Below are 25,771 nucleotides of genomic sequence, written 5' to 3' on the forward strand. Positions count from 1 at the left end.
AGCTCTTGACTCCCTGTCTAGGGGTGGTATGATAGCGTCATAGTTAAAGGGGGCCAATTGCATGAAGGAGAAAGAGTTACGACGGTCAATGGCTGTGTTGCCAATGGGAACCGTGATGAAGTTGACGAGCTTAACGGCCCGGCAGATTCGCTACTACGAGTCTCAAGGCCTGATTTCTCCCGAACGGAGCGATGGTAATCGTCGACTCTATTCATTGAATGATATTGACCGGTTGCTTGAAATTCGGGATTATTTAGCGGATGGCGTGAATGTGGCTGGGATTAAGGCCATTTACGAACAACAACACGCAGCGGCTCAGGCTAAACGCGAGGCGCAGGAACAACCGCTGACCGATGAGGATGTCCGGCGCATCTTGCAGGATGAATTCATTCGGCAAGGTGGATTGGGCCATCCGGAATCTGGGCTACAGCAACGACCCCTTTAACCGGCGCAAGAGGAAGTTATCAAAACTGACAGGGAGCGATTTTAATGGCAAAACGGGATTATTCCAAAGATGATATTCGCCAGATGGCAAAGGACGAAAATGTTAAGTTTCTACGGCTAATGTTTACCGATTTATTTGGCACGATCAAAAACGTGGAGGTACCCATCAGCCAACTGGGCAAGTTGCTAGACAATAAGTTGATGTTCGATGGTTCCTCCATTGACGGCTTCGTGCGGATCGAAGAAAGTGACATGTACCTGTACCCTGACCTTTCAACTTGGATGATTTTCCCTTGGAGCACGGAACGCGGTAAGATTGCCCGGGTGATTTGTGAGGTTTACACGACCGATGGCAAGCCATTTGAAGGCGATCCACGGAACAACCTCATTCGGGTCTTAAACGATATGCGCAAGGCTGGCTTTACTGACTTCAACATTGGACCGGAACCAGAATTCTTCCTGTTCAAGATGGATGAAAATGGTAAGCCCACGACGGAACTCAACGACAAGGGGAGTTACTTCGATATGGCCCCAATGGACTTGGGCGAAAATTGCCGGCGTGAAATCGTCTTAACCCTTGAAGAAATGGGCTTTGACGTTGAAGCTGCGCACCATGAAGTGGCGCCTGGCCAACACGAAATTGACTTTAAATATGCGGACGCCTTGACTGCGGCGGATAACATTCAAACGTTTAAGCTGGTCGTGAAGACGATTGCCCGCAAGTACGGTCTCTACGCCACCTTCATGCCTAAGCCTTTGGCGGGGATCAACGGTTCAGGGATGCATTTGAACATGTCACTCTTCCACGATAAGGGCAACGCCTTCTACGATGAAAAGGGCCACATGCAGTTGTCGGAGGATGCATACCACTTCCTAGGCGGCTTGTTGAAGCATGCTCGGAGCTTCACGGCCATCTGTAACCCCATCGTCAACAGTTACAAGCGGTTGGTTCCCGGTTACGAAGCCCCCGTTTACGTGGCATGGTCCGGCTCTAACCGTTCGCCATTGATCCGAGTACCAAACTCTCGGGGCTTGTCAACGCGGTTGGAACTGCGGAGTGTTGATCCGGCGGCTAACCCTTACTTGGCCATTGCTGCGGTATTGGAAGCCGGCTTGGATGGGCTACGGAATCAATTAGCGCCACGTGAAGCGATTGATCGGAACATCTACCGGATGGACGCGGAAGAACGGCAGGAAAATCACATCACCAACTTGCCGGATACCCTGCACAACGCCTTGAAGGACTTGGCGGCCGATGAAGTGATGCGTAATGCCATGGGCCACCACCTGTTCCAAAGCTTCATGGAAGCGAAGAATTTGGAATATAATTCGTATCGGACCCAGGTCTCCCAGTGGGAACGCGATCAGTACCTGGAACTGTATTAAAATGAACGTTTTAAACGGACGCGGTCGGATTAGACGCGGGTCTGAATAAGAATGGAAGTCGTCTGCGGCCTTGCGCTGCGGGCGGCTTCTTTGTTTGTCTTATTTGTCCGGCGTGTCGTTTGAAGAGTGATAGACTGGATGGTCGGAAACCATCGTTGGGCCCGTCGTGTGGTCCGTCGTGTCGTGGGAGATCCAGCATGGCCCAGACAACGCCAATTTGCCAATCCGCTGGCGATGGGATTTCAGTGGTTGGTTCGGGAGCTAACGATACAATTTTGTTAAAAAATTCATTGTTTTCCGGCAAATTTAGGGGAAACTGCTTTATTCTCCGCCTTTTTTTGGTAACATGAACGTATAACCAAATGTTTTCAGCACAGGCTGGGGAACATGAGAATGAGGGATAATCCATGGAAAATCAAGAACAGCAAGCCAATGCGGCCGATGCCCTGACGCAGGTAATCGCCAACAAACTCGATTACTTAAGTACGATGCAGGCAGCGGTTCAGCATGGTGACGACCGAAAAATCTACGAACTTCTTGATCAAGTTCGCTATTACCAAGAAGTAAAGAAGACGCGAGCTGACCGCTCTGTGAACCACTTGGCAGAACTGGTCGACAATATTCATCCCCAAATTAGCCATTATTTGAGTGATAAGTTAATCGATTATTTAGGGCATATTTATCCCTTCTTTTACTATGAAGAATTTACCACGGGGATGTTCCACATCTACTTTGGTAACTGGTGGGACCGGCGTTTGTTTGGCGATTTAGACGTCATCAACGTTCGTTTCGAGTTCGACAAGACCGAATACCAGAAGCTACGGGATTCATTTGAACTGGAAGGCCAAGGACAACGGCTCAATACATCCAAGATTGAAGCCATTTCCGCCGAGAGCGAAAAGCTACAGGAGCTGGTCAACGCACAACCCAAGCGGGACAACGAGAAGACGCAGCTTCGCGAACAGTTGAAGGAAAACAGCGGCAAGAGCAGTATGCCTTGGGAATCCGGCAAGGTGAAGACCGAACGTCAAGAGATCATTGACCAGTTAACCGAGCTGGCGGATGCCGACGAAAAGGCCTTGAACGCGCATAAGTTAATTAAGGAAAATGATGACAAAATCCTAGTGCTTTCCAAGGAAGATACCATCTTGAATTACGAGAAGCAGAGTATTCGTGACGCCTTCGATGATTTTGAACATTTCGAGGCCCACAATGCCAGTTTGTATGCTGATTACTTGAACAGCCTGTTAGGCAAGAGCGAGGGTGAGGTGACCGTCGATGATTAACGAAAACGATCCGTCTACGCTAACCACCAGTGGCCGTCTGCTGAACTATAACGAAGCCATTAAGGACGGCCTGCAGACGGGGCTGACCTTTACCAAGTTGATGGATCAACTCATCCGGACGACCGATCCGAATGAATTGGTCGATGCCGCGACCCAGCTAGCGGACTTTAAGCTCGATTCCGACTACGTGACTTTTCCCCACCAGTACAGCAACGCCGACTATTACCTGCTCTTTATGTCACGGATGCTGGAACTGCACGATCAAGGAAGCCAAGTGATCTTGCAGTCGCGGGATCACCGTGAGGAATTAACCCAGCAATTGACCACGTTAGGTGACCGGGGCACGTTTAATTTTCGGGTGGAGACTTCCGAAAATGGGGGCGTCTTCTACCGTGAACGGGCAACGGGACAATCCCTGTTTTACCTGAATCTGGAACGAAAAATGTTCCGCTTCAACAGCCACGCGTTAACCCAGTTATTTATCATTGACCTGCACGACACGGTGCCGGCCGAAACGGTGAAGACATCCGTTCAGGTCTTGCTCGATTTTGCCCGTTATCTGAAGGAAGACTACGGCTATTCCGTGGACTTCAACATCTTGGATGCGGCTAACCGGCAGAACTATGCGGTTCGTGCCGCCGATCTGCCAGCCGGTATCGTTGACCGGTTGTTCGTGGCGGCGGCCAAGAACGACTACATGCTGACCAACGGGGTGAACGGCAATGGGGCCGAGATCGCGTTGGATGAGGGCGTTGTGGTTGATATTTTCAACAATCAGTTAGCGGGTCAACCGGAATGGGTGCTCACTGTTCACGATGATGAGCAGAAGATTTCCTGGTTCGACGTGCTCTTGAAATACCCGTTCATGCGGGATTGGTACTTAGAGAATCTGACGGATCTGGAAATCAAGTCGGACCCGCTCATCTTCGGTTAGGAGGCCTAGTCGGTGTTAGAGTTAGCAAAATTGGTGCAGCAGTCCATCGCCTTGGACGAACAGATTACGCGGGATCGCGATATCGAATTACCGCGTAAGGTTCAGATTGAAAATGCTTACGTGGCATTGGATGTCGAGCTTGCGGAGACCGCGAACACGTCCGAGTGGTTCAAGGTGTGGAAGACCCACCGCGGCAAGGCCGATGAGGGCCAAACGCCGCGGCAGACGCTGCTGACGGAATATACGGATGCCATGGACTTCTTCTTTCTGGTTGCCGCAAAGAAGACCTGGACGCATCTGATCATGATCACCGAAGAAGACTTGACGGGGTTGGAGAAGAGCCGCCCGGCCAAGGACTTAGACCAACAATACTTAATTTTAAAGCGGATGCTATTTAATAGTCATTTCGACCACCGACAAGAGGACTTTCGCCATGCTTGGCGCCTCTTCTTGAAGTGGGGATTCGTCGATCTGGGTTTCCAGCAAGACGAGATTCAAGCCGCTTACGAAGCCAAACGCCAGGTTAATCTGGATCGTCAGGCCAATGATTATTAACAGTTACCCAGCAAAAGGGGTCGTCTCCAAGGTCGACCCCTTTTGTATACGAGAATGCTGGCATCAGTTTACAGCCAGTCGCAAGCAGTGACCCATCCGGTGGGATTAGGACAAGACGGCTGGTGTTTTTAGTGACAGACTGGTAAAATGCAAGGACTGCTAACTGAAGGATAGCCTGGCGCCGCTTGATACTAACGATCAGGATCGGGTAAGGCACGCTAGCCAATTATCGGTTTTAGCCCACTAAAACAAGCGTCGTTGCCGGTTAACGCATACTTGTCGATGACTCAGTTCATCGCCGGTTCATCGGTCCTTTGGCGGTAAAGCGACAGCGACCATTAACGATTTAAAATTGCATCACAGGGAGGGGACTACCATTAGTCATATCGATCCACGGGTCGTTCGGACTAACGAACGACTTCGTCAAGCGCTCAGTACCTTACTCAAGGACCATCAACTAAAGGAAGTTTCCGTGCAGTCGTTAACCAAGACGGCACAGATTACACGCGGGACCTTTTACTTACACTATAAAGATAAAAATGATTTTCTCTTACAGACCGAAAAGCAACTCATCACTGAATGGTTTGAACACGCGGAAATGGTGACGGCCATTACCGATCCAACAGCTTCAGACGACGTGATTCGCGTGGTCGGTTTTGACTTGAAGGCGGGGCTTCAGTTTGCCGACCGGCACCATCAGATCTTGACCACACTGTTTGACGCGCAATTCCCCCAGTTTCGTCGGCTCTTATTGGACACGTTGATTCAGAAGCTATTTCAATTTGGTCGCCACCTTGAGGGAAATCAACAGAACTTTCCACCGACAGAAAATGAAATTCCGGCAAGCTACCTGGCCTCCGCGTTTATGGGGATGGTCATGCAGTGGTTGGCCGACGATCGGCGATTTGGCTACGAGCATTTAGGCCGTACCTTCGCCGACTTGTTACCGAGTCCACAGGCGACGCGACTGAGCCAATGGTTTCTCACGGCGAGTCTCCAGCGTTAGTCGTTGCTGGGACGTCGATTTTGAGGGCATTGAAAATAAAGCTTGACGTGGGATGGCCCATCAAGTATAATTTTCATGTTGTATTTGTGGACTTCCACAGCTGCAACCGCTCGGGACGAGTCATTAAGTTTTCCGCTTGCGGAGCACTTGTTTTCGGCGAGTCTAAGTCTATATATATAAGGAGGTGCACACACATGTACGCAATTATCGTAACTGGCGGCAAGCAGTACAAGGTCGAAGCAGGCCAAGCTGTTTACGTCGAAAAGTTGAACGTTGAAGCTGGTGAAAAGGTTACTTTTGACCAAGTTGTCTTTGTCGGCGGCGATACGCCTAAGATTGGAACGCCAACTGTTGCAGGTGCAACTGTTACCGGGACTGTTGAAAAGCAGGGTCTGGAAAAGAAGGTTGTTACTTTCAAGTACAAGGCCAAGAAGGGCCAACATACGAAGAAGGGTCACCGTCAACCATATACTAAGGTTGTCGTTGATGCTATCAACGCTTAAGCCTAAAGATTAGAGAGGCGATCTCAATGATTCACGCGACGTTCCATCATGGAACTAACCGAATCGATTCATTCCAAATCACTGGCCATGCTGACTCAGGTGAGTATGGTCAAGACATCGTTTGTGCCGCAGTCTCGGTGCTTGCGATTACGACGGTCAATAGCCTGCAACGCATCGCTGAGATTCCGGTGCAGGTTGACAATCGTGATCAGGAAGGTGGCTTTCTGGAAGTCCACCTCCCACCAAAGCTGGAAGCAACGGCTGAACTTAAGGGACAAACGCTCCTCCAGAGTTTTGAGGATGGGTTAAGAGATGTCGCCACAAATTACGCGGATTTTGTTAAATTCGCAGAAACCAAAGATTAATTTGCGGAGGTGAAACTTATGCTGATGAACATGAACTTACAATTCTTCTCTCACCATAAAGGTGGTGGATCTACTGCTAACGGTCGTGACTCTGCTGGTCGTCGTCTTGGGACGAAGGCTGCTGATGGCTCTACTGTTACCGGTGGTTCTATCCTTTACCGTCAACGCGGGACGCACATCTACCCTGGCTTGAACGTGGGCCGTGGTGGTGACGATACGTTGTTTGCTAAGGTTGCTGGCGTCGTTAAATTCGAACGTCTGGGCCGTGACAAGCGTCAAGTATCCGTATACCCAGTTGCAGAAGAAGCAGCTAAATAACACGAGGTTTTCCTCGTAACGACTGAAGAGCTTGAGGCGAGACCAATTCGCTTTGAGCTCTTCTTTCTTCTCTCTAAGTGTCTAGATCATCGCTGATGAGGTCGGCCATTTGGTCGGTTACATAACTTTAATCGTGACGCGATGAAGATAAAGATGACCGTACTGGTCAGGGTGAGCCCGGCGTTTGGCAGGTCTCTGACAAGACGGCCGGGATTAACAAGTTATGATTTTGGCAACAATCAATTCATCTCTATAATGGCAAAGGAGTTGGGTGTATGGCGACTAGAATCGAACGGTTACAAGCACAATTTGATCGACTGAGTATTGATAGTTTTCTGGTATCCAATGCCAGTAATCAACAATATCTGGCGGGCGCTAGCGTTGAGGGTGGCGATGGTTATCTGTTAGTGACGGCTAAGGATGCCGTGTTTATCACGGATGCGCGCTACCTGACGGAATTGAAGACCACGATTCCGGACATGCCACTGGCAATTACGCGGGACTATCTGCAGGCCGCTAACGACCATTTACAGGCTGCTGGGGCGACCGTCTTGGGAATTGAGGATAGTTTACCGTTAAGCGAGTATCAGTGGTTAGACGAGCATTTATTGACGGATATCGTGCCACTGGCCGGAGTGGTCGATCAATTACGCCAGATCAAAGAACCGGCCGAGATTGCGGCGATTCGCAAGGCAACGGCGCTGACCAGTCAAGGGGTAACGGCTCTCTTTGACCAGCTCCACGTGGGGTTGACCGAACGTCAGGCCGCTCAGTGGCTGGAACGGTGGATGGCCGATCACGGGTCGACCGGGACCAGCTTTGAGACCATCGTGGCCAGTGGTAAACGGTCCGCTTGGCCCCATGGTTCGGCTAGCGATAAACCGTTAGCCAATCACGAGATGGTAACCATCGACTGCGGGTTTTACGTCGACGGTTATACCTCCGACGTGACTCGCACGGTGGCTTTAGGCGATCCGGGCGAGCAGTTGAAGACCGCCTACCAAGCTGTGCAGACAACGCAAGAGAAGATTATGGCCGCCGTTAAACCCGGGGTGACGGGTGGTGAGCTGGATCGGATTGGCCGCGACTACCTGACCGAACAGGGGATGGGTGATGCCTTTATCCACGGGACTGGTCACGGAATCGGACTGGACATCCATGAAGGCCCGAATATCGGCCGCGGCTGGCCGGACGTCATGACGGCCAACGAGGTGATCACGGTAGAACCCGGGGTCTACTTCGCGGGCAAGGGTGGCTTACGGATTGAGGACGATTTGTTAGTTACGCCAACTGGTCATGAAACGCTGACCACGGCGCCCCGGAATTTAATTATTCTGTAAGTAACGCGCCCGTCTTGCTTTTTATGGGTAAGAATTGATATTATAAAGAGGACATATTTTAGGAGGCTGAACACATTATGGCAATTTCTACTGCTGATTTTAAAAACGGTTTAACTATTGAAGTCGATCACGCAATCTGGCGGATCATTGAATTCCAACACGTTAAGCCAGGTAAGGGTGGCGCTTTCGTTCGTTCAAAACTGAAGAACCTGCGGACTGGTGCCGTTCAAGAAAAGACTTTCCGTGCCGGTGCTAAGATGGAACGTGCCGATATTCAAACGCGTTCGATGCAATACCTGTACGAAGACGCCGACAACCGGGTCTTCATGGACACCGACAATTTCGAACAAATCGAAGTGCCTGACGAACAAATCAAGGACCAACTGCCTTACTTACAAGAAAATATGAACGTTGACTTGGTACAATTCGGTAACGAAGTCTTGGGTATCGAAGTGCCAAACACGGTCGTCTTAGAAGTGACGGCAACGGAACCTGGTATCAAGGGAAACACCGCTTCTGGTGGCTCCAAGCCAGCAACGATGAACACCGGCTTAGTCGTTCAAGTGCCATTCTTCGTTAACGAAGGCGACAAGCTCTCCATCAACACGACCGATGGGACCTACATTTCTCGTGCCTAAGTTTTTAAACGTTTAAACAGTAAGGGAGGGTCAACGAATGGCAGAAGATACTAATATCATTTTAGAATCAAAGGAACCCGCACTGGGTAAGATCGAAGTGGCACCACAAGTCCTCGAAATCATCGTCGGCATTGCGGCTAGCCAAACTGAAGGCGTTGCGCGGATGCGTGGTTCACTGGCAAACAGCGTCACGGAGCTCTTGGGTCGCAAGGAACAACACGGTAAGGGCGTTAAGCTCGTGTTTGACGGCGACGAATTAGCAGTTGACGTTTACGTTTACTTGAATTACGGGGTAGCGGTTCCCAAGGTTGCCTTGGCCATTCAGGATAGCGTGAAGCAACAATTGTTGTTCATGACGGACCTCGATTTACGTGAAGTAAACGTTCACGTGGAAGGCGTCATTCCCGAAAAGACGGCGCAACAGGTCGATCCGGATAACCTGTTTAACCAGACCGATGAAGGAGACAGTGACCAATAGTGACACTTACACGACATCAGATTCGGGAACGCGCATTTCAAATGCTGTTTGCATTGAATGCCAATCCTGAAGCCGATCAGGACGCGTTGTATCAACGTGTTTTGACCGATGACCCGAACCAAACCGTTCCCGTGCCTGCTTATCTGACGACCTTAGTTCAGGGGGTCTTGGCCAACCAAGACGACTTGGACGCGCAGATCGACCAGTACTTGAGTACCGGTTGGCAATTAAAGCGAATCGCAAAGACTGACTTGGTCATTATGCGAATAGCCTTTTTTGAAGTGGAACACGTGGAAGAAGTGCCGGATCGCGTGGCCGTTAACGAAGCCTTGGAATTAGCCAAGAACTTCAGCGATGACCGTTCACGCCGGTTTATTAACGGTGTGCTGGCCCATACATTGGATGGGAACACCACGGATTCACAAGCTTAACCTGTAGACCGACTGCCGATGAGGTGGCCGGTTTTTTAGTTACGGCTGGTTGGATAACTAAATGGCGAAGGTTTGTGAACACGTTCTAATTCCCAGCTGACAAGACTTATCACCATTAAATTAGTCATTAACGATCACCTGCGGCTGCCAGAGATTCCGGCACTGTGGGGACCGCCTGCGGACATCGGTTCTGGCTGCCTCCGGTTACGGTGGTTGAAACTTACTAAATGTGCGGTGACATCGCTGGAATGGCAACGTTCATCCAGTTTAATTGTGTGCATCACGTGTAGCCGTGAGTGAGTCAAATTTGGTCTCAGCCGTGGGACTTTTCAAGTGTTCTGCTTGAAAAGTGGCGCTTTTGAGACGCGGGCTGACGGCTCAAAACGAGGGAAAAGACAGCCCTTTGGCTTTTCCCGATCCTTCCCACAGCGATCAAGACCAAATTTGGCGAACGGTAAGGCGGCCAGGTTAGCCAATCTCACTGGTTGACGTGCAGCGAACGATGGTGACACAGATTTCCGGCAAATATAGTTTTCATTATGGGAACGGATACCTTGCCCGTTTTCAGAAGAGATATGCTAGAATGGAAGGTAACTTGAATTTTATGGGGAGGACGAGTCGCAATGGCAATCATCATCGACGGCAAACAGATCGCAAGGGACCTCAACGCACAGACCCAACAACGGGTATCGGCGTTAGCACAGCAGGGGGTCGTTCCCGGCCTCGCCGTGATTATCGTGGGCGATGATCCGGCCAGTGCCATTTACGTGCGTAACAAGCACCGCAAGGCCGTTAAACTCGGCATTAAATCCGTGGTGCGGGAGTTGCCAGCCACCATCAGTCAGACAAAGCTCCTCGCCATCGTTGACCAGTACAATCACGATGAGAGCATTCACGGCATTTTAGTTCAGTCGCCGTTACCGGTGGGCTTGGACGAACAGGCCGTGGTGGCGGCCATTGATCCCGCCAAGGATGTGGATGGTTTTCACCCGTTAAACGTGGGGCGGCTCTTTGCCAACCTGCCGGGCCACTATCCGATCTCGTGTACGCCACGGGGCATTATGACCATGCTGGGAACGCTCAATGAGCACCTCCGTGGAAAACGGGCCGTGGTCGTGGGGCGGAGCATGATTGTCGGTCGGCCCATGGCGGCGATGCTGTTAAATGCCGATATGACGGTGACCGTGGCGCACGTCCATACGAAGCATCTGAGCGACTTAACCCGGATGGCCGACGTGTTGGTCGTGGCGACGGGCGTGACCCACTTGATTAAGGGCCCCGATGTGAAACGTGGCGCCATTGTCATTGACGTGGGGATGGATCGCGATGAGGACGGCAAATTGACCGGTGATGTGGACTTTGACGCCGCCGTTGACCGTGCCGGGGCGATTACCCCAGTTCCCGGTGGCGTGGGTCCCATGACGATTGCCACGTTGATGCAGCAGACGGTAGATTTATGTGAGTGGAGTGAGCAACTTGGCAGCAACTGATTACTTAACGGTTACGGCGCTGACCCAGTATTTAAAGAGAAAGTTTGACGTGGACCCTTACCTAGGAAAGGTTTATCTGACGGGGGAAATCTCTAACTTTCGTTTGCGGCCACACGCCCACCAATACTTTAGTCTCAAGGATGATCACGCGAAGATTAGTGCAATCATGTTTCGGTCGGCGTTTGAGAAGTTGAAATTCACGCCGGAGACCGGGATGAAGGTACTGGTCACGGGACGTATCTCGCTATACGAACCCACCGGGCAGTATCAGATTTACGTGGAACGCATGGAACCAGATGGCGTGGGTCAGCTCTATCAAGCCTATGAACAATTGAAAAAGAAACTGGCCGATGAAGGGTTATTTTCGGCGCCTAAACGACCGTTGCCTCGGTTTCCTAAGCGAATCGCGGTTATCACGAGTCCCAGTGGGGCCGTCATTCGCGATATCATTACGACGACTCGCCGCCGGTATCCCATCGCTCAAATTGTGCTGTATCCCGCAGTGGTTCAGGGGGATGGCGCGGCACCAGACCTGGTCCGCCAATTGGAACGGGTCAACGCGGCGGGCACCTATGACACACTAATTATTGGACGTGGTGGGGGATCTATTGAAGATCTCTGGCCGTTTAATGAGGAGAGCGTCGCCCGGGCCATCGCCGCCAGTCGGATCCCGATCATTTCCTCGGTGGGTCACGAAACAGACACGACGATTGCCGATCTGGTTGCGGACGTGCGGGCAGCGACCCCCACGGCAGCGGCCGAATTGGCCGTGCCGGTCCTAACCGACGAAGTCCTAAAATTACAACAACAACGCACACGGCTGTTCAATGCCATGACGAACCGGATTAACTTCCAACAAGAACGGTTGAATAAGTTAATGGCGGCCTACGTTTTCCGTCAACCCCAGCGGTTGTATGAGACCTACGTTCAGCGTCTCGACCACGCCCAGCAGGGATTGACGCGCAACATGCAGCAGCAATTGCGTCAACGTCAACAGCGTTATCAGTTGGCACGGCAGGGCTTGCAGAGTCGTAGCCCATTGGCGCGGGTGCAACGCGACCGGACGACGGTCGATCAGCTGACGGTGCGACTAAACACGGAGATCAAACGGTATCTGGCGGATCGCCAAGAACGGGTGGGAAAGCTGATCAGTGGCCTAGACTACCTGAGCCCGTTGAAGATCATGAGCCGCGGCTACAGCTACGTGACCCAAGACGACCACGTGGTGCGGCAAACGGCCGATCTGAAGACTGGTACCGCAACGATTCATCTGAGCGATGGTACGGCCACCGCGGAAATTACCAACATTCAACCAGCATCGGAGGATCAACATGAGTGAAGAACAAAAACCAACATTTGAAGAGAATCTAACCACTTTGGAAAACATCGTCGCTCAACTTGAGCAGGGCGACATTCCGTTGGAACAGGCACTGTCTCAGTTCCAAAAGGGGGTCGCCTTAAGTAAGGATCTCCAGGGCACACTGCAGGGGGCCGAGAAGACCCTGGCAACGATGATGAATGATAACGATCAGGAGCAAGCTTTTGAGACGCCACAAGGGGGCACGGGTGATGCCGATTGAAATACGGCTAACAGAATTTGAAAATACGTGGGTGCCACGGCTCAATGCCCCATTGCACGATGCCATTGTGCAAGATACCGGTGATGATCGGTTGGCGGCGGCCATGACGTATTCCGTGCTGGCGGGCGGCAAGCGGTTGCGGCCACTTCTGACCGTTGCCACGCTCCAGGCGTTGGGGCAGTCCTTTGATGATCTACGCCACTGGCGGCCGGTGATGGCGCTAGAACTCCTCCACACGTATTCGTTGATTCACGACGACTTACCCGCCATGGACAACGATGACTTGCGCCGTGGGGAACCGACGAATCATGTGAAATTTGGCGCCGGCATGGCCACCTTGGCCGGGGATGGCCTCCTGACACTGGCTTTTCAGTGGCTAACGGCGACCGATCTACCGTCTGCAACGCAATCACGGCTTGTTCAGGCGTTGGCGGTAGCGGCCGGTCCCGGTGGAATGGTTGCCGGCCAAGCAAAGGACATTCAATCCGAACACGTTGATTTACCCCTTGAGCGGTTGCGAATCCTTCATCGTGAGAAGACGGGGGCACTGTTACATTATGCGGTCCAGGCGGGCTTAATCATTGGTGAAGCGCCGCAAGCGCAGTGGACGCCCTATCTCGCATTTGCCGATGCCTTTGGACTGGCCTTTCAGATCTATGATGATATCTTAGATGTCGTGGGGACACCTGCTGAATTGGGAAAGGCCACCCAAAAGGATGCCGGTGAGGCGAAGAACACCTATCCTGGCAAATTGGGACTACAGGGCGCCAATCAGGCGTTGATTGCCACCATTCAGACGGGAAAGCAAGCGCTAGAACAGCTGCCGGTTAGCGATGGTCGGCAGTTATTGGCGGCGTTCTTTAGCTATTTTGATACGAAACGGGTGAAACCATGAAGAAAAAACGCGTTGCGGATTTGTTAGTCGAACAGGGCGTCTTTACCTCGCTGGATGAGGCCAAACGGGCGGTCATGGCTGGTGAAATTCTAGGCACCAACGAGGAACGTCTCGACAAGCCGGGGACCATGATTTCCGCCAATACAGAGCTCCATCTGAAGGGTCATCCACTGCCATACGTTTCACGTGGCGGCTTTAAGTTGGCGAAGGCACTGGAGGTCTTCGGCATTGACGTCACCGATCGGGTGGTTTTAGACATCGGGTCCTCGACCGGGGGCTTTACCGATGTGATGCTCCAGCACGGCGCCAAGTTGAGCTACGCGCTGGACGTCGGCAGTAATCAGCTGGTGTGGAAATTACGGCAAGACCCACGAGTGGTCGTCATGGAACACACCAATTTTCGCTACAGTAAGTTAGCCGACTTTACCTATGGTCAGCCAACCTTTAGTTCGATCGACGTGTCCTTTATTTCGCTGAAAATGATTCTTCCACCCTTGAAAAACATTATCGCCGTGGGCGGTGACGTGGTGGCCCTGATTAAACCGCAGTTTGAAGCGGATCGTGAGGACGTTGGTCGCCATGGGATTGTTCGGGACCGGTCAGTTCACGAGGCGGTGGTACAAGGCATCATCGACTTTGCGGTGGCGACGGGGTTCAGTGTTTTGGGACTGGATTTCTCACCGATTAAGGGTGGAGAGGGAAATATTGAATTTCTCGTCCATTTACGTTCGGTTGATAAACATGCAGTTTGTGCAAGTTCAGTTTCCGTTGCGCGAACGATTGATGCCGCCTATCAGGGGCTGAATCACTAGTTTATGAGAAAATTATGAGAATTTGCTTTCCAAATACTTAGGTCTGGTATATGATAAGATTATGCATTTTTTATCAGAGAAAGAGGGGGCCAAGTATGAAGAAGCAAGAACGCCAGCAATTACTGAAACGTCTCTTAACGTCACGCGAGATTGAACGTCAAGAGGACTTTGTCCATCTCCTTGAGGCGGATGGCATTCACGTCACCCAAGCGACCATTTCACGGGACATTAAAGAGATGCAGCTGGTGAAATTGCCGGCCGACTCGGGTGGCTATCGTTACAGCTTGCCGGTTCAAAAAAAGATTGACACCCAGAAGAAATTACAACGCACACTCCAAAACGCCTACGTGTCCTTCGCCATTCAAGGCGAGTTCACGATCCTAAAGGTGTTGCCGGGCAATGGTCCGGTGATTGCCTCGCTGCTCGACCAGATGCGCTACGAGTTTGTCTTTGGCACGGTTGGCGACGATAGTTCCGTGTTGACTGTTTGTGTTTCTCACAAGGGTGCTTTACAATTAGAAGAGACGATTAACCGCATGATTGCGGACTAGAACCGACCACGACTGACCGACCAGCACGGCGCTGACGAAGCAGCTGTGGTCGTTTTGCGCTCACTCTGAGGGATATCCAAGATGAGCGCATAAAGATAACGAAAACGAATAAATTTGGGTCAAATTTGGGAGGCCAGAACGTGTTACAGGAGCTGTCTATTAAAAATTTTGCCATTATTGACCAGTTGGATGTGGCGTTTAAAAATGGCATGACGGTCTTGACCGGAGAGACCGGGGCCGGTAAGTCAATCATTATTGATGCCGTGGGCCTACTGGCGGGTGGCCGGGGATCGGCCAACTTCGTGCGGACAGGAACGGATAAAGCGGTTATCCAGGGGAGCTTCGTTTTTCCAGCTGATGGAACGACTTATCGGGTGCTCGATGATCTGGGAATTGACCATGACGATGGCAGTGTGATCCTCCAACGTGAGATTCACGCCAACGGTCGCAATACCTGTCGGGTCAATGGCATGCTGGTCAATACGAATACGCTCAAACGGATTGGCGAGACGGCGGTCGACATTCACGGCCAAAATGAGCATCAGGAGCTGATGCAACCCGAAAAGCATCTGGGCATGCTCGATGAATTTGCCGGAAGCAAGGTGGCCAAGTTGTCAGCGACTTATGCCCAAAAATACGCCGCGTATACGCAATTGAAAGCCACGTTGGAGAGTCGTCGCGCCAACGAAAAGGAATGGGCGCAACATCTCGACATGCTAAAGTTCCAGGTCGATGAGATCGAAACGGCGCAGCTTAGGGCCGGCGAGGAAGATGAGCTGGTCGCGGAGCGGGATCGCCTGGATAACTTCCAGAAAATCAATGACGCCCTTCAACGGACGCAGATCATCTTGACCGGTGAGGAGACCAGTGCCGGAGCCAACGATCAGATTGGGAGTGCCATGCAGGCCATGCAGGCCATTGCCGACTTTGATCCGGCTTTTAAACAGATTGCGGCCAGTCTGGAGACGGCCTACTATGCGTTGAGCGATGCCGTGGGGGATGTGTCCTCGCAACTCGACCTGCTTGAATGGGATGAGGGGCGTCTGGACGAGATTGAACGGCGTCTAGACGTCATTAATCAATTAAAGCGGAAGTATGGTGACTCCGAGGAACAGGTTCTGAGTTACTACGATAAGATTGCCGCCGAATTGAAGCAGATGCAGGCCACCGATGAAACGGCGGATGATCTGGAGGATCGCGTGGCGAGTCAGGAATCTGAATTACTGAAGTTGGCGGAAAAGCTCAGTAAGGCACGACAACAGGCGGCCAAGCGGTTGGAAAAGGCGATTCACGGTGAGCTGGCCGACCTTTACATGGACAAAACGGTCTTTGCGGTTCACTTCAGCCGGGCGAAGTCCCAAACGCTGATGAGCACCGGCTTGGATCACGTGGAGTTTTACTTGCGCACCAATCCCGGTGAAGCGATGCGGCCACTGGCCAAGATCGCTTCCGGTGGGGAATTGTCGCGGATTATGTTGGCCTTGAAGACAATCTTTTCCGAATCGCAGGGGATTACGTCGATTATCTTCGATGAGGTCGATACCGGAGTCAGTGGGCGAGTGGCTCAGGCCATTGCCGAGAAGATCAGCGGGATTGCACAGGCCTCACAGGTGCTGTGTATTACCCATCTGCCGCAGGTGGCAGCCATGGCCGATCACCACTACTTCATCGCCAAACAGGTGGTTGGTGATCGGACGGAAACGTCTCTGACCCGTTTAGACGAAACTAGCCGAGTGGATGAGTTGGCCAGAATGTCAGCCGGCACTCAGGTGACGAAGTTGGCGTTGGAACACGCGCATGAATTACTAGAATTGGCCGGTGAAGCCAAGGCAGCACACGGTCAAACCAAAAATGAATAGATGCATAAAGAAGACGTTATCGAACGATAGATAACGCCTTTTAATATTGCAGACTGTTTCGTTTAATGCCATTATAAATTATTCCTTAAATTAATTCTGCTTTTGATATATAATTGAGTTATCAAACGAAAACGGTGTAGAGGTGTGGGTCATGTGGAAAAGATTGGGTGTATTGGTTTTTAGTTTGTTGATTGGATGGTTAGTCTTGGGGAGTGGCGGTGCGTTAAAGGGCCATGCTGCAGATTTGACGGATGCTGTGACTGGAAGTGTGACGAAGCCAGATAGCATCACAGAGGATGGCATTGCCGACCCAATCTCAGTTGATTCAGATTTGCTGAGTGGTCAGGGCTATGTGTTGACCTACAAATGGGGGATCAAAGATAACCAGCCTATTAGCAGTGGTGATACGGTGACAGTAAAATTACCGGCAACGGCCCAGTATGATAACTTCATTACTAGCCCGATTGCAGTTAATCTTTCTGGAAGTAGCCAATCAGTAGGGACAATGGTCCTTGACCCCGAAAATACACAACAGATGATTATCACGTTTAATAATAATTTAGTCAATACGAATGCTGGCCGTACAGGGACCATCGGTATTCACGTTCATGGAACGGTAAGTGATGGGTCTGGAACCGGAGGAGGATCGAGTGCCGCCTTGATCAGTAAAAATGGATGGCCAGTGACCTATGACCTAGATAAAAATGGTAATCCGCAATATATTGTTTGGCAAATTGTTATCAACCCGAATAATAAGAATATGGGTGATGTGAAGCTAACCGATCAGATTGGGCCACACATGACCTTTTACAACAATCCAGCTAAACCTGATGATGCTTATAACCTAACAGCTAAGGCGGGTGATACAGCCGTTCCCGTCGCCCCTGTTGTGAACGGGTCAACGGTTACCTTAAACTTTAAAAATGTGACTAAAAAGATTGATATTTATTACTATACTAAGATCGATGCGCAGTATTTTACGGATTACAAATGGGGGAATTTTAGTAATCAAGTTGGTTTAAGCAGTACGTCTGGTGGTGGCGATACAACAACAGATCCTGGAACGGCGGATGGCATTCCGGCTAATGAAAATGTCGTGAAAAATTACAGTTGGGGCGCGACGGCAACGCTTAATGGCTGGTATTTGGGAACTTTTGACTTATCCAAGACGAATGGTGAGGATCTGTCAAAGGGACTAGCTGGTGCCACGTACAACTTGCAAAAACAGTTAGCTTCTGAAAAATGGGAAGATTATCAAACGGGCTTGATGACGGATGCAACTGGTCACTTAATCGACTCCAGCCTCGAACCCGGGACTTATCAGTTAGTTGAGACGGCCGCGCCAGATGGTTATCTAGTGAATAGTAAGCCGATTCCGTTCACAGTTGCCGCAACCGATGGTACAACTATCCATCAGATCACCCAAAGTGATCAACCCAATGGGGCCACCCTGACGAAGACCGATCCCGCGGGCAAGGCCGTGCCGGGCGCGACCTACCGCCTAGTTAAGGGGACGGCGGACGGTCCAGATGATACCGCGGTCGTCAAGAGTGGTTTGGTGACGGATGCTCAGGGGCAGGTTACCGTTAGTCTGTTGTCACCGGGAATTTATTACTATGAAGAGACGGCCGCACCGAGTGGCTACGAGAAAAATCCAGATTCAGTTAAAGTGACGATAACGAATAGGGATACCTCAGTTCAAACGGTCACTCAGACTGACAAGCCCGTAAATAGTTCCGACTCGTCAACCGGTAGCACTACGGAGACGACCACCTCTAGCTCGGGTACGTCGTCTTCAGCTTCAGACACATCGTCTAGTTCCGGTAATACCAAGACGAGTTCTACCGAGACGAGCGCTGCCCAAACCAGCTCGACCACGACCAGTTCTCATAGCACTTCCGTCACTAAAACGACCCACGGAATTGTGGCTGCGGTAGGCGCAAATCATTCGAATTCGACCTCGTCGTCGCCAAAGGGTGGGCATACCGCGAGAACGGCCGCTAATCGTGCGTCTCGGACAGCGACACATCGGGCCAATGACAACAACCGTTACTTACCACGGACGAGTGGCCAGCGCGGTCTACTAGCCATGCTGATCGGGTTCTTCCTTCTGGGACTCAGTATCGCCAGTTGGCAGTGGCGTCAAGGCCATCGGTCACGTTAGTTAATGCCTAAAGGTTGAAAGTTCATGAACACACGCCAGTCACCAGCTGACAAGGCTTATCGCCATTAAATGAGTCATCAACGACCACCTGCGGCTGCCAAAGATTCCGGCGCTGTGGGGACCGCCTGCGGCCTGAGAAGCGGTCCTCCGGCTCGGTTTGAAGCCTGACAAAACCCGTCAGTCTCCAAACGCGTCCCGCGCTGTAAGCTGATGCTCAGCTAACACCGCTGTCACGGCTACCTACATCTCTGCCTGCCTCCGGTTACGATGGTTGAAAACCACTAAACGTGCGGTGACATCGCTGGAATGACAACGTTCATCCACGTTAATTGACGACATCTCACGTAGCCGTGAGTGAGTCAAATTTGGTCTCAGCCGTGGGATTTTCCAAATGGTTTACTTGGAAAATGGCGACTTTGAGACGTGATCTTTCGGCTCAAAGCGAGGGAAAAGACAGGGCTTTGGCTTTTCCCGTCCTGCCCACCGCGTTCCAGACCAAATTTGGCGAACGGTAAGGCGGCCAGCACGCGACTATCATATTATCATGGTTGTTATCCTTGGCACACCAGGAATCCTAGCTATTTTCTATCTTTCAACCTTTAGTTAATGCATCAAAGAACCGACTTTACACAGCTAAACGTTGTGTGAAGTCGATTTTGTTTTAAACGACGATTGCAAGTTAACTGAACAAATTAAAGCGGCCATTTTCTAGTAGGTTACAAGCAGGAGCAAGCCTTTCGATAGGCGTGGGGAACCAATCATCGTATAATTGATGGTGTAAAACAATAATTGGGGGTTGATATGATGAAAGTGGGACTATTTTTGGGGCTTGCCACGGTTTCCTTAGGGGTGGCCGTCGGTATTGACAATGTCCAACCGCAGCCGATTCACGCGGTTGCGACCGTTAAACCAACACCTAAGGCCTATCGTGGCAGTTGGTTTCAGTATCAAGATTTACAGTATCGTGTGAAGATTACGAAGACGGCCTTTATCTTTGGTGGGGGCTATTATGCGAAGCAGAAGTGGCATCCCGTTAATCAGAAAACGTATCGGCTCAGCCGGACGGTTAAAGCGGGAACGTGTACTTGGAATCAGAAGAAGACGAAGGCTGGTTATCAGACCATCAAGATCAAACAAGGTAAATTCCTGGTTAAGGTCACCAATGGGACGCTCGCACTTAAACAGTATCGCCATGGTAAAGACGTCAACGGCTATCCCTTATATTTCCACCACGTGAAGCATGCGGCCGTGGTCTTCTCTAAGTAAGAAAAAATCCGTCGGAAACAGTCGCTGGGCTGATTCTGACGGATTTGTTAATTAACGTGCGCGTTGAACTGAACGTAACAAGCCACGACTGACAATGGTGGTGATGGTGCGTGACTGTTTTAAGATGAGATGACCAGCTGCGTCTTCCTTTAAAGTGCCGATAACGGTGGTTGGGGCGACATCGACTGGCGCCTTGAATTGCAGGCGAACCAAATAGTGGCGATCAAGGGCCTGTTGAATGAAGTAGGTTAATTGAAAGTCGGGCATCTGCGGATAGACGACTTGGCCGTTGATGACAGGTAAGTCACTGAAGAGTTCCTTGTACGCGGTCGCTACCCGATCAGACAGGGCAGTCGTGCCATTCGTAATTAAGTTTTGCATGCTGATCACCTCGAACGTTTGTTTGTATTTATATTATACGAACGCCTGTTTGATATTGCAAGCCTTTTTTCGAAAATGACGGGCTGTACCGAGCGGTTAGAGAGATGAACCCTAACTGTACGGGGATTGGCTGGCCCAATAAAATATGGCTGGTTCACTTTTGACCGAACAGACGGTTGTTTGGCCCAGTATGTGAATTTACCCAAGTTCTCAAGAATTTTCCACGTTTTCCGTCCTAAAAAGCAGTATTTCTTCCTAAATAGTGGTAATATAGTAACCTATAGATTATAGCTGGAACCAACGATGATTGGTTTTAAACGACACGGTGCCTTCGGGTGACGGTGTCCTACTTAAATTTTTTGTGAAGGGATTTTTGAACGATGGCTAAACGTGGAATGCTCATTGTGCTTTCAGGTCCATCCGGCGTCGGTAAGGGAACTGTGCGTAAGGCACTCTTTGACACCGGCGAGACCGACTTTTCCTACTCCATTTCGATGACGACGCGGCAACCGCGTGAGGGTGAAGTCAACGGTGTTGATTACTACTTCGTCTCCAAGGAGGAGTTCGAAGAAAACATTCGGACCGGACAGATGCTGGAATACGCCAAGTATGTTGACAACTACTATGGCACCCCGTTAAAATATGTAAATGAGACCTTGGATCAAGGCAAGGATGTTTTCTTGGAAATTGAGGTCAACGGTGCCATGCAAGTCCGGGCAAATTGTCCGGATGCCGTCTTTGTTTTCCTGACACCGCCTGACCTGATGGAGTTGAAGCACCGCTTGATTGGTCGCGGTACGGACGCCATGGACGTCATTAACAAACGAATCAAGAAGGCCGTCGGTGAAATTCAAATGATGCGCAACTACGATTACGCCGTGGTCAACGACGAAGTTAGCAAGGCAGTTGACCGGATTCAGATGATTATTCGCAGTGAACGGTTACGGGTAACCCGGGTCATGCCGGATTACGAACAAATGATTGGAGACGAATAAATATGCTACTTTATCCCTCAGTTGATGATTTATTAGCACAAGTGGATTCACGGTATTCTTTGATTATGCTGGCTAGCAAGCGGGCACACGAGTTAGATGCCGGGGCCAAGCCACTGTTGACCGACTACAAGTCCCCTAAGACGATTGGTCGCGCCCTCGAAGAAATTGCGGCCGGCGCCTTAATGATCGATCCGGACGAAAAAGATTTGAACGCCTAACACGGGCATTTTAGAAAAGACCAGGTTGCCGTTGGGTAATCTGGCTTTTTTTATCAAGGCTTGAGAGTGAATGGAGGGACAGTATGTTTGAAGGAAAACACGTGGCACTAACCGTCAGTGGGAGTGTGGCCGCCTATAAGGCGGCCACGTTAGCACGCGCCTTACAGCGCGCGGGTGCAGTGGTTCGGGTGATCGTGACGCCCGCGGCCGCCAGATTTGTGACGCCCGCGACGTTTGCAGCACTGACCAAGCAACCAGTACTGACGGATACAACCTGGTGGCGTGAAGACGGCCAGATTGCCCACGTCGAACTGGCCGATTGGACGGATCTTGCCATTGCAGCGCCGGCGTCCGCCAATCTGATGGCGCAGTTTGCCAACGGGCTGGCCGATGATGTCGCGAGTGCGACCTGGCTAGCTACGGCGGCGCCCAAGGTTGTGGTGCCGGCCATGAACAGCCACATGTGGCAGGCCGCCGCGACTCAACGGAACCGCCAACAACTCATTGCCGATGGCACCACGGTTCTGCAACCGGCCACTGGGGCGTTAGCTGAAGGCTATGCCGGAACGGGACGCTTTCTGGAGCCCGCCGAAATCATGCGGCAACTGGCACAATTGCCTCTATTTGTGCCCCAAACCTTGCAGGGAAAATCGGTGATTGTGACGGCCGGGGGAACCCGGGAACGGCTCGATCCTGTCCGTTTCTTAACCAACGATTCCTCCGGTAAGATGGGGTACGCGGTGGCCGCCGCGGCTCAAGCCGCTGGGGCGACCGTGACCTTGATTACGGCGCCCACACGGTTAACCCCCCCGGCGGGTGTAACGGTGGTGCCCATTCAGAGTACGCGCGAGCTGGCCGATGCCGTCTTGACGCGGTTTCCCCGTGCGGATGCGCTGGTGATGGCCGCCGCCGTCGCCGATTTTCAACCGCTGACGACCGCCGATCAAAAGATCAAGAAGACCAAAAACAACGATGAACTTATCTTAAGACTCAAAAAGACGCCGGATATTCTGGCGGAAGTGGCGAAGATTAAACGGTCCAATCAAGTGACGGTGGGCTTCGCCGCCGAGACGCAAAATCTGCTGGCTAACGCGCAACGGAAGCTTGACAGCAAGTCGCTAGACCTACTGGCTGCCAATGACGTCTCCCGTAAGGATATCGGCTTTAATAGCGATGAGAATCAGGTGACCTTTATTCAAGCCGATGGGGTTAGCGATCAGACGCCCAAGACCAGCAAGCAGCTGATTGCCGTGGCACTGGTCGATCGTCTAGCAGCTCTTTTAAAAGAAAAATGATTTTAGAAACGAAGTGAGGTGACCACAATGGCCCAGATTGGCCAAATTTTAGTGGATGTTCCAACAATGCAGACCAATGATCCTTATTCTTATGCAATTCCGGCTGAATTGGAACACCAAGTGCAGGTGGGGATGCGGGTGATTGTCCCGTTTGGCCGTGGGCACCGCCTGGTTTCCGGCGTGGTCGTCGGATTGAGCGATGTGACCAGCTTTGACGGTCAATTAAAACCCATTCAAACGGTGCTGGATCTGGCGCCCGTCCTGAATGACGAACTGCGCCAGTTGGCCGATTGGCTGGCCCGGACCACCTACGCCTTTCGGATTACCTGCATTCAGACCATGCTACCCAACCTCTTGAAGACCCAGCCCAAACGGCAAATCCAGCCGACCACCACATTGACGGCGGCGGAAATGGCCACGTACTTTCCGGAGGGGGCGCCGCGTGACTTTGATGCGACGAAGCTGGACGATACCACGGTGGCGGGACTCCTTAAGCTTCAGCGGGCCGGTAAGGTTGAGGTGGTTTACGAGGTGAAGGACAAGGCTGCCGCGAAGACGACGACCGGAATCACACCGGCCCTGACACCGGCAAAACTACGCGAGATTGCCGCTGAAGTCAGCAAGCGCGCGCCTAAACAGGCGCAATTACTGACTTATTTGGCTCAAATGACGCCAGAAGACGTTGTGGCCCAGGCCACCGTTAGCAAGCGTGCTGGCGTGACGCCCGCCGTGATGGCGACGGCGGCCGACAAGGGCTGGCTGACCAAATCGACGCTGGAAGTCTATCGCGATCCCTTTCACCAACCCGTTAAGCCCACCCAGCCATTACAGTTGAATCCCGAGCAACAGACCGCCGTTCGGACGATTACCCAGGCAATTGACGATCAACGGTCGCAGAACTTTCTGGTTGAAGGGGTGACCGGGAGCGGCAAGACCGAGGTTTACCTGCAAAGTATTGCCCAAGCCCTCCAACAGGGGCGAACGGCCCTGATGTTGGTGCCCGAAATCGCGTTAACCCCGCAGATGGTCAACCGCGTCAAGGCCCGCTTTGGTCAGCGGGTGGCCGTGCTCCACAGTGGCTTGTCCAAGGGTGAGCAGTACGATGAATGGCGACGGATCGATCGCGGCGAGGCGACGGTGGTCGTGGGCGCACGATCGGCCGTATTTGCCCCCGTCGAGAACCTCGGGATTATTATCATGGATGAGGAACATGAGAGTAGCTACAAACAGGATGAAAATCCACGGTACCACGCGCGTGACGTTGCGTTATGGCGGGGAAACTATCATCACTGCCCCGTGGTCTTAGGAAGTGCCACGCCCTCGCTCGAGACGCGAGCCCGCGCGGCCAAGGGACTCTACACCCGGCTGGTGCTCTCCCAGCGAGCCAAGGCCCAGCCAATGCCAACGGTCCATGTTGTGGATATGCGCGAGCAATTGAAACAACAGGGCGATAGCGACTTTTCCGAACCGCTAATGACGGCGATTCAGGCCCGACTAGAGCGACACGAACAGATCGTACTGATGTTGAATCGCCGCGGGTATTCGTCGTTCGTGATGTGCCGGGACTGTGGGTTCGTGCTGAAATGTCCCAATTGTGATATTTCGCTCACCTTACACATGGATACACATAGCATGAAATGCCACTACTGCGGGCACGAAGAGGCCATTCCACACGTTTGTCCGAACTGCCACAGCAAGAAGATTCGGTACTACGGGACCGGGACGCAAAAGGTTCAGCAGGCCCTAGAAAAACTGTTACCCACCGCCAAAATCTTGCGGATGGACGTGGATTCCACCCGGCGTAAGGGGGCCCACGAGCGAATTCTTCGTCAATTTGGTGAGCATCGGGCGGATATTCTCCTGGGAACGCAGATGATTGCCAAGGGACTAGACTTTCCGAACGTGACCTTGGTTGGTGTGTTAAATGCCGACACGGCGCTAGGCTTACCGGACTTTCGAGCCAGCGAGCGGACCTTTCAGTTGTTGACGCAGGTCAGCGGCCGGGCTGGACGGGCGACGAAGCCGGGGGAGGTCTACATTCAGACGTTTAACCCCGACCATTACGCCATTCAGTTGGCACAGCGGCAGGACTATGAGCGCTTCTTCGTCACGGAGATGCATATGCGCCATCAGGGCAACTACCCGCCGTATTATTTTGCGGTCCAACTGACGGCCAGCCACGAGGAAGAGGCCGTGGCGGCCAAGGCCATGTTTCAGATTGTGGCGGCGTTAAAGCAGGGCCTGAGCGACAATGCGATTATTCTCGGTCCCACGCCCAAAGCGATTGCGCGGGTGAAGCGCAAGTATTATTATCAAGTGGTGATTAAATACAAGCGGGAACCGCAATTGCGGCCCGTGTTGGAACAGATTCGCCAAGCGGCGCAGGTGCCAGCACGGCACGGCTTGTCGGTCACGATTGATTCCGAACCGATGAATTTCATGTAGTCGTGCTGGTTTAGCGATTGACCATTTCAAAAAAATCAGACGAAATTGTCCCAGACGATAGGGATTGGGCGCCCAATCTGCTATCATTATGTTGTGTTCAACACTGCTGGGGACAGCGTGCAAAGATAAAATATAA

The 25,771-nt window shown here is 51.7% G+C and carries 27 protein-coding genes and 1 other annotated feature; of the genes, 26 read left to right on the forward strand and 1 reads right to left on the reverse strand.

What is annotated here, in order from left to right:
- Window positions 1-61 precede the first annotated feature (61 nt).
- From HEQ50_RS06400 to HEQ50_RS06505, 22 genes are all read left to right on the forward strand, one after another.
- The gene (locus HEQ50_RS06400) at window positions 62-445 is read left to right on the forward strand and encodes a MerR family transcriptional regulator (protein ID WP_168899694.1); all 384 of its coding nucleotides are present in this window, start codon (window positions 62-64) and stop codon (window positions 443-445) included.
- A gap of 44 nt (window positions 446-489) precedes the next feature.
- A complete protein-coding gene (gene glnA, locus HEQ50_RS06405) occupies window positions 490-1,830 on the forward strand; it encodes a type I glutamate--ammonia ligase (protein ID WP_168899695.1) in 1,341 nt (446 codons plus the stop codon).
- A 407-nt stretch (window positions 1,831-2,237) separates the two neighbouring features.
- Window positions 2,238-3,116: an exonuclease SbcC gene (locus tag HEQ50_RS06410; RefSeq protein ID WP_168899696.1), complete on the forward strand. Its 879-nt coding sequence runs from the start codon at window positions 2,238-2,240 to the stop codon at window positions 3,114-3,116.
- The gene (locus HEQ50_RS06415; protein WP_168899697.1) at window positions 3,109-4,050 is read left to right on the forward strand and encodes a hypothetical protein; all 942 of its coding nucleotides are present in this window, start codon (window positions 3,109-3,111) and stop codon (window positions 4,048-4,050) included. The genes HEQ50_RS06410 and HEQ50_RS06415 overlap by 8 nt, the downstream gene beginning before the upstream one ends.
- A gap of 12 nt (window positions 4,051-4,062) precedes the next feature.
- The gene (locus tag HEQ50_RS06420; protein WP_168899698.1) at window positions 4,063-4,605 is read left to right on the forward strand and encodes a dUTP diphosphatase; all 543 of its coding nucleotides are present in this window, start codon (window positions 4,063-4,065) and stop codon (window positions 4,603-4,605) included.
- A 352-nt stretch (window positions 4,606-4,957) separates the two neighbouring features.
- A complete protein-coding gene (locus tag HEQ50_RS06425) occupies window positions 4,958-5,611 on the forward strand; it encodes a TetR/AcrR family transcriptional regulator (RefSeq protein WP_168899699.1) in 654 nt (217 codons plus the stop codon).
- Window positions 5,612-5,705: 94 nt separating this feature from the next.
- Window positions 5,706-5,785: a sequence feature (ribosomal protein L21 leader region), on the forward strand.
- A gap of 20 nt (window positions 5,786-5,805) precedes the next feature.
- On the forward strand, window positions 5,806-6,114 hold the full coding sequence (gene rplU, locus HEQ50_RS06430; RefSeq protein ID WP_011667708.1) for a 50S ribosomal protein L21: 309 nt from the start codon (window positions 5,806-5,808) through the stop codon (window positions 6,112-6,114).
- Window positions 6,115-6,140: 26 nt separating this feature from the next.
- Window positions 6,141-6,479: a ribosomal-processing cysteine protease Prp gene (locus tag HEQ50_RS06435; RefSeq protein WP_168899700.1), complete on the forward strand. Its 339-nt coding sequence runs from the start codon at window positions 6,141-6,143 to the stop codon at window positions 6,477-6,479.
- Window positions 6,480-6,503: 24 nt separating this feature from the next.
- Window positions 6,504-6,797: a 50S ribosomal protein L27 gene (rpmA, locus tag HEQ50_RS06440; RefSeq protein WP_269801535.1), complete on the forward strand. Its 294-nt coding sequence runs from the start codon at window positions 6,504-6,506 to the stop codon at window positions 6,795-6,797.
- 275 nt (window positions 6,798-7,072) lie between these two features.
- Window positions 7,073-8,137, forward strand: coding sequence for a Xaa-Pro peptidase family protein (locus HEQ50_RS06445; protein ID WP_168899701.1), 1,065 nt, complete (start codon window positions 7,073-7,075; stop codon window positions 8,135-8,137).
- A gap of 77 nt (window positions 8,138-8,214) precedes the next feature.
- Window positions 8,215-8,775 (forward strand): elongation factor P, encoded by a 561-nt coding sequence (gene efp / locus HEQ50_RS06450; RefSeq protein WP_168899702.1) that lies wholly within the window; start codon window positions 8,215-8,217, stop codon window positions 8,773-8,775.
- 37 nt (window positions 8,776-8,812) lie between these two features.
- Window positions 8,813-9,253, forward strand: coding sequence for an Asp23/Gls24 family envelope stress response protein (locus HEQ50_RS06455; RefSeq protein ID WP_057735358.1), 441 nt, complete (start codon window positions 8,813-8,815; stop codon window positions 9,251-9,253).
- A complete protein-coding gene (gene nusB / locus HEQ50_RS06460) occupies window positions 9,253-9,684 on the forward strand; it encodes a transcription antitermination factor NusB (RefSeq protein ID WP_168899703.1) in 432 nt (143 codons plus the stop codon). The genes HEQ50_RS06455 and nusB overlap by 1 nt, the downstream gene beginning before the upstream one ends.
- Before the next feature lie 623 nt (window positions 9,685-10,307).
- A complete protein-coding gene (locus HEQ50_RS06465) occupies window positions 10,308-11,174 on the forward strand; it encodes a bifunctional 5,10-methylenetetrahydrofolate dehydrogenase/5,10-methenyltetrahydrofolate cyclohydrolase (protein WP_168899704.1) in 867 nt (288 codons plus the stop codon).
- Window positions 11,161-12,513 (forward strand): exodeoxyribonuclease VII large subunit, encoded by a 1,353-nt coding sequence (gene xseA, locus HEQ50_RS06470; protein WP_168899705.1) that lies wholly within the window; start codon window positions 11,161-11,163, stop codon window positions 12,511-12,513. The genes HEQ50_RS06465 and xseA overlap by 14 nt, the downstream gene beginning before the upstream one ends.
- Window positions 12,506-12,754: an exodeoxyribonuclease VII small subunit gene (locus tag HEQ50_RS06475; RefSeq protein WP_168899706.1), complete on the forward strand. Its 249-nt coding sequence runs from the start codon at window positions 12,506-12,508 to the stop codon at window positions 12,752-12,754. Before xseA ends, HEQ50_RS06475 begins: the two co-directional genes overlap by 8 nt.
- The gene (locus HEQ50_RS06480) at window positions 12,744-13,649 is read left to right on the forward strand and encodes a polyprenyl synthetase family protein (RefSeq protein ID WP_168899707.1); all 906 of its coding nucleotides are present in this window, start codon (window positions 12,744-12,746) and stop codon (window positions 13,647-13,649) included. Before HEQ50_RS06475 ends, HEQ50_RS06480 begins: the two co-directional genes overlap by 11 nt.
- A complete protein-coding gene (locus tag HEQ50_RS06485; protein WP_168899708.1) occupies window positions 13,646-14,461 on the forward strand; it encodes a TlyA family RNA methyltransferase in 816 nt (271 codons plus the stop codon). Before HEQ50_RS06480 ends, HEQ50_RS06485 begins: the two co-directional genes overlap by 4 nt.
- Before the next feature lie 95 nt (window positions 14,462-14,556).
- Window positions 14,557-15,012, forward strand: coding sequence for an arginine repressor (locus HEQ50_RS06490; RefSeq protein ID WP_057735351.1), 456 nt, complete (start codon window positions 14,557-14,559; stop codon window positions 15,010-15,012).
- A gap of 140 nt (window positions 15,013-15,152) precedes the next feature.
- Window positions 15,153-16,871: a DNA repair protein RecN gene (gene recN, locus HEQ50_RS06495; RefSeq protein ID WP_168899709.1), complete on the forward strand. Its 1,719-nt coding sequence runs from the start codon at window positions 15,153-15,155 to the stop codon at window positions 16,869-16,871.
- Window positions 16,872-17,022: 151 nt separating this feature from the next.
- Window positions 17,023-19,035, forward strand: a complete 2,013-nt coding sequence (locus tag HEQ50_RS06500; protein ID WP_168899710.1) for a SpaA isopeptide-forming pilin-related protein — start codon at window positions 17,023-17,025, stop codon at window positions 19,033-19,035.
- A gap of 804 nt (window positions 19,036-19,839) precedes the next feature.
- Window positions 19,840-20,301: a hypothetical protein gene (locus HEQ50_RS06505; RefSeq protein ID WP_168899711.1), complete on the forward strand. Its 462-nt coding sequence runs from the start codon at window positions 19,840-19,842 to the stop codon at window positions 20,299-20,301.
- A 51-nt stretch (window positions 20,302-20,352) separates the two neighbouring features.
- Here the strand turns inward: HEQ50_RS06505 and HEQ50_RS06510 are convergent, their stop codons facing one another.
- Window positions 20,353-20,682 carry a hypothetical protein gene (locus HEQ50_RS06510; RefSeq protein ID WP_168899712.1) on the reverse strand — a complete coding sequence of 110 codons (330 nt, stop codon included), beginning with the start codon at window positions 20,680-20,682 and terminating at the stop codon, window positions 20,353-20,355.
- A gap of 380 nt (window positions 20,683-21,062) precedes the next feature.
- Between HEQ50_RS06510 and gmk the strand changes: the two genes are divergently transcribed.
- The 4 genes from gmk (at window position 21,063) to priA (ending at window position 25,635) form a co-directional block, all read left to right on the forward strand.
- Window positions 21,063-21,677: a guanylate kinase gene (gene gmk, locus HEQ50_RS06515; RefSeq protein ID WP_168899713.1), complete on the forward strand. Its 615-nt coding sequence runs from the start codon at window positions 21,063-21,065 to the stop codon at window positions 21,675-21,677.
- 2 nt (window positions 21,678-21,679) lie between these two features.
- Entirely contained in the window at window positions 21,680-21,895 is a 216-nt protein-coding gene (rpoZ, locus tag HEQ50_RS06520; protein WP_020089007.1) for a DNA-directed RNA polymerase subunit omega, read from the forward strand.
- An 83-nt stretch (window positions 21,896-21,978) separates the two neighbouring features.
- Window positions 21,979-23,190, forward strand: coding sequence for a bifunctional phosphopantothenoylcysteine decarboxylase/phosphopantothenate--cysteine ligase CoaBC (gene coaBC, locus HEQ50_RS06525; RefSeq protein ID WP_168899714.1), 1,212 nt, complete (start codon window positions 21,979-21,981; stop codon window positions 23,188-23,190).
- Window positions 23,191-23,217: 27 nt separating this feature from the next.
- Complete coding sequence (gene priA / locus HEQ50_RS06530; protein ID WP_168899715.1) at window positions 23,218-25,635, forward strand: primosomal protein N'; 2,418 nt, start codon at window positions 23,218-23,220, stop codon at window positions 25,633-25,635.
- The last annotated feature ends 136 nt before the right edge of the window (window positions 25,636-25,771 follow it).

This window comes from Lactobacillus sp. HBUAS51381, assembly GCF_012641095.1.
Taxonomy (GTDB): Bacteria; Bacillota; Bacilli; order Lactobacillales; family Lactobacillaceae; genus Levilactobacillus.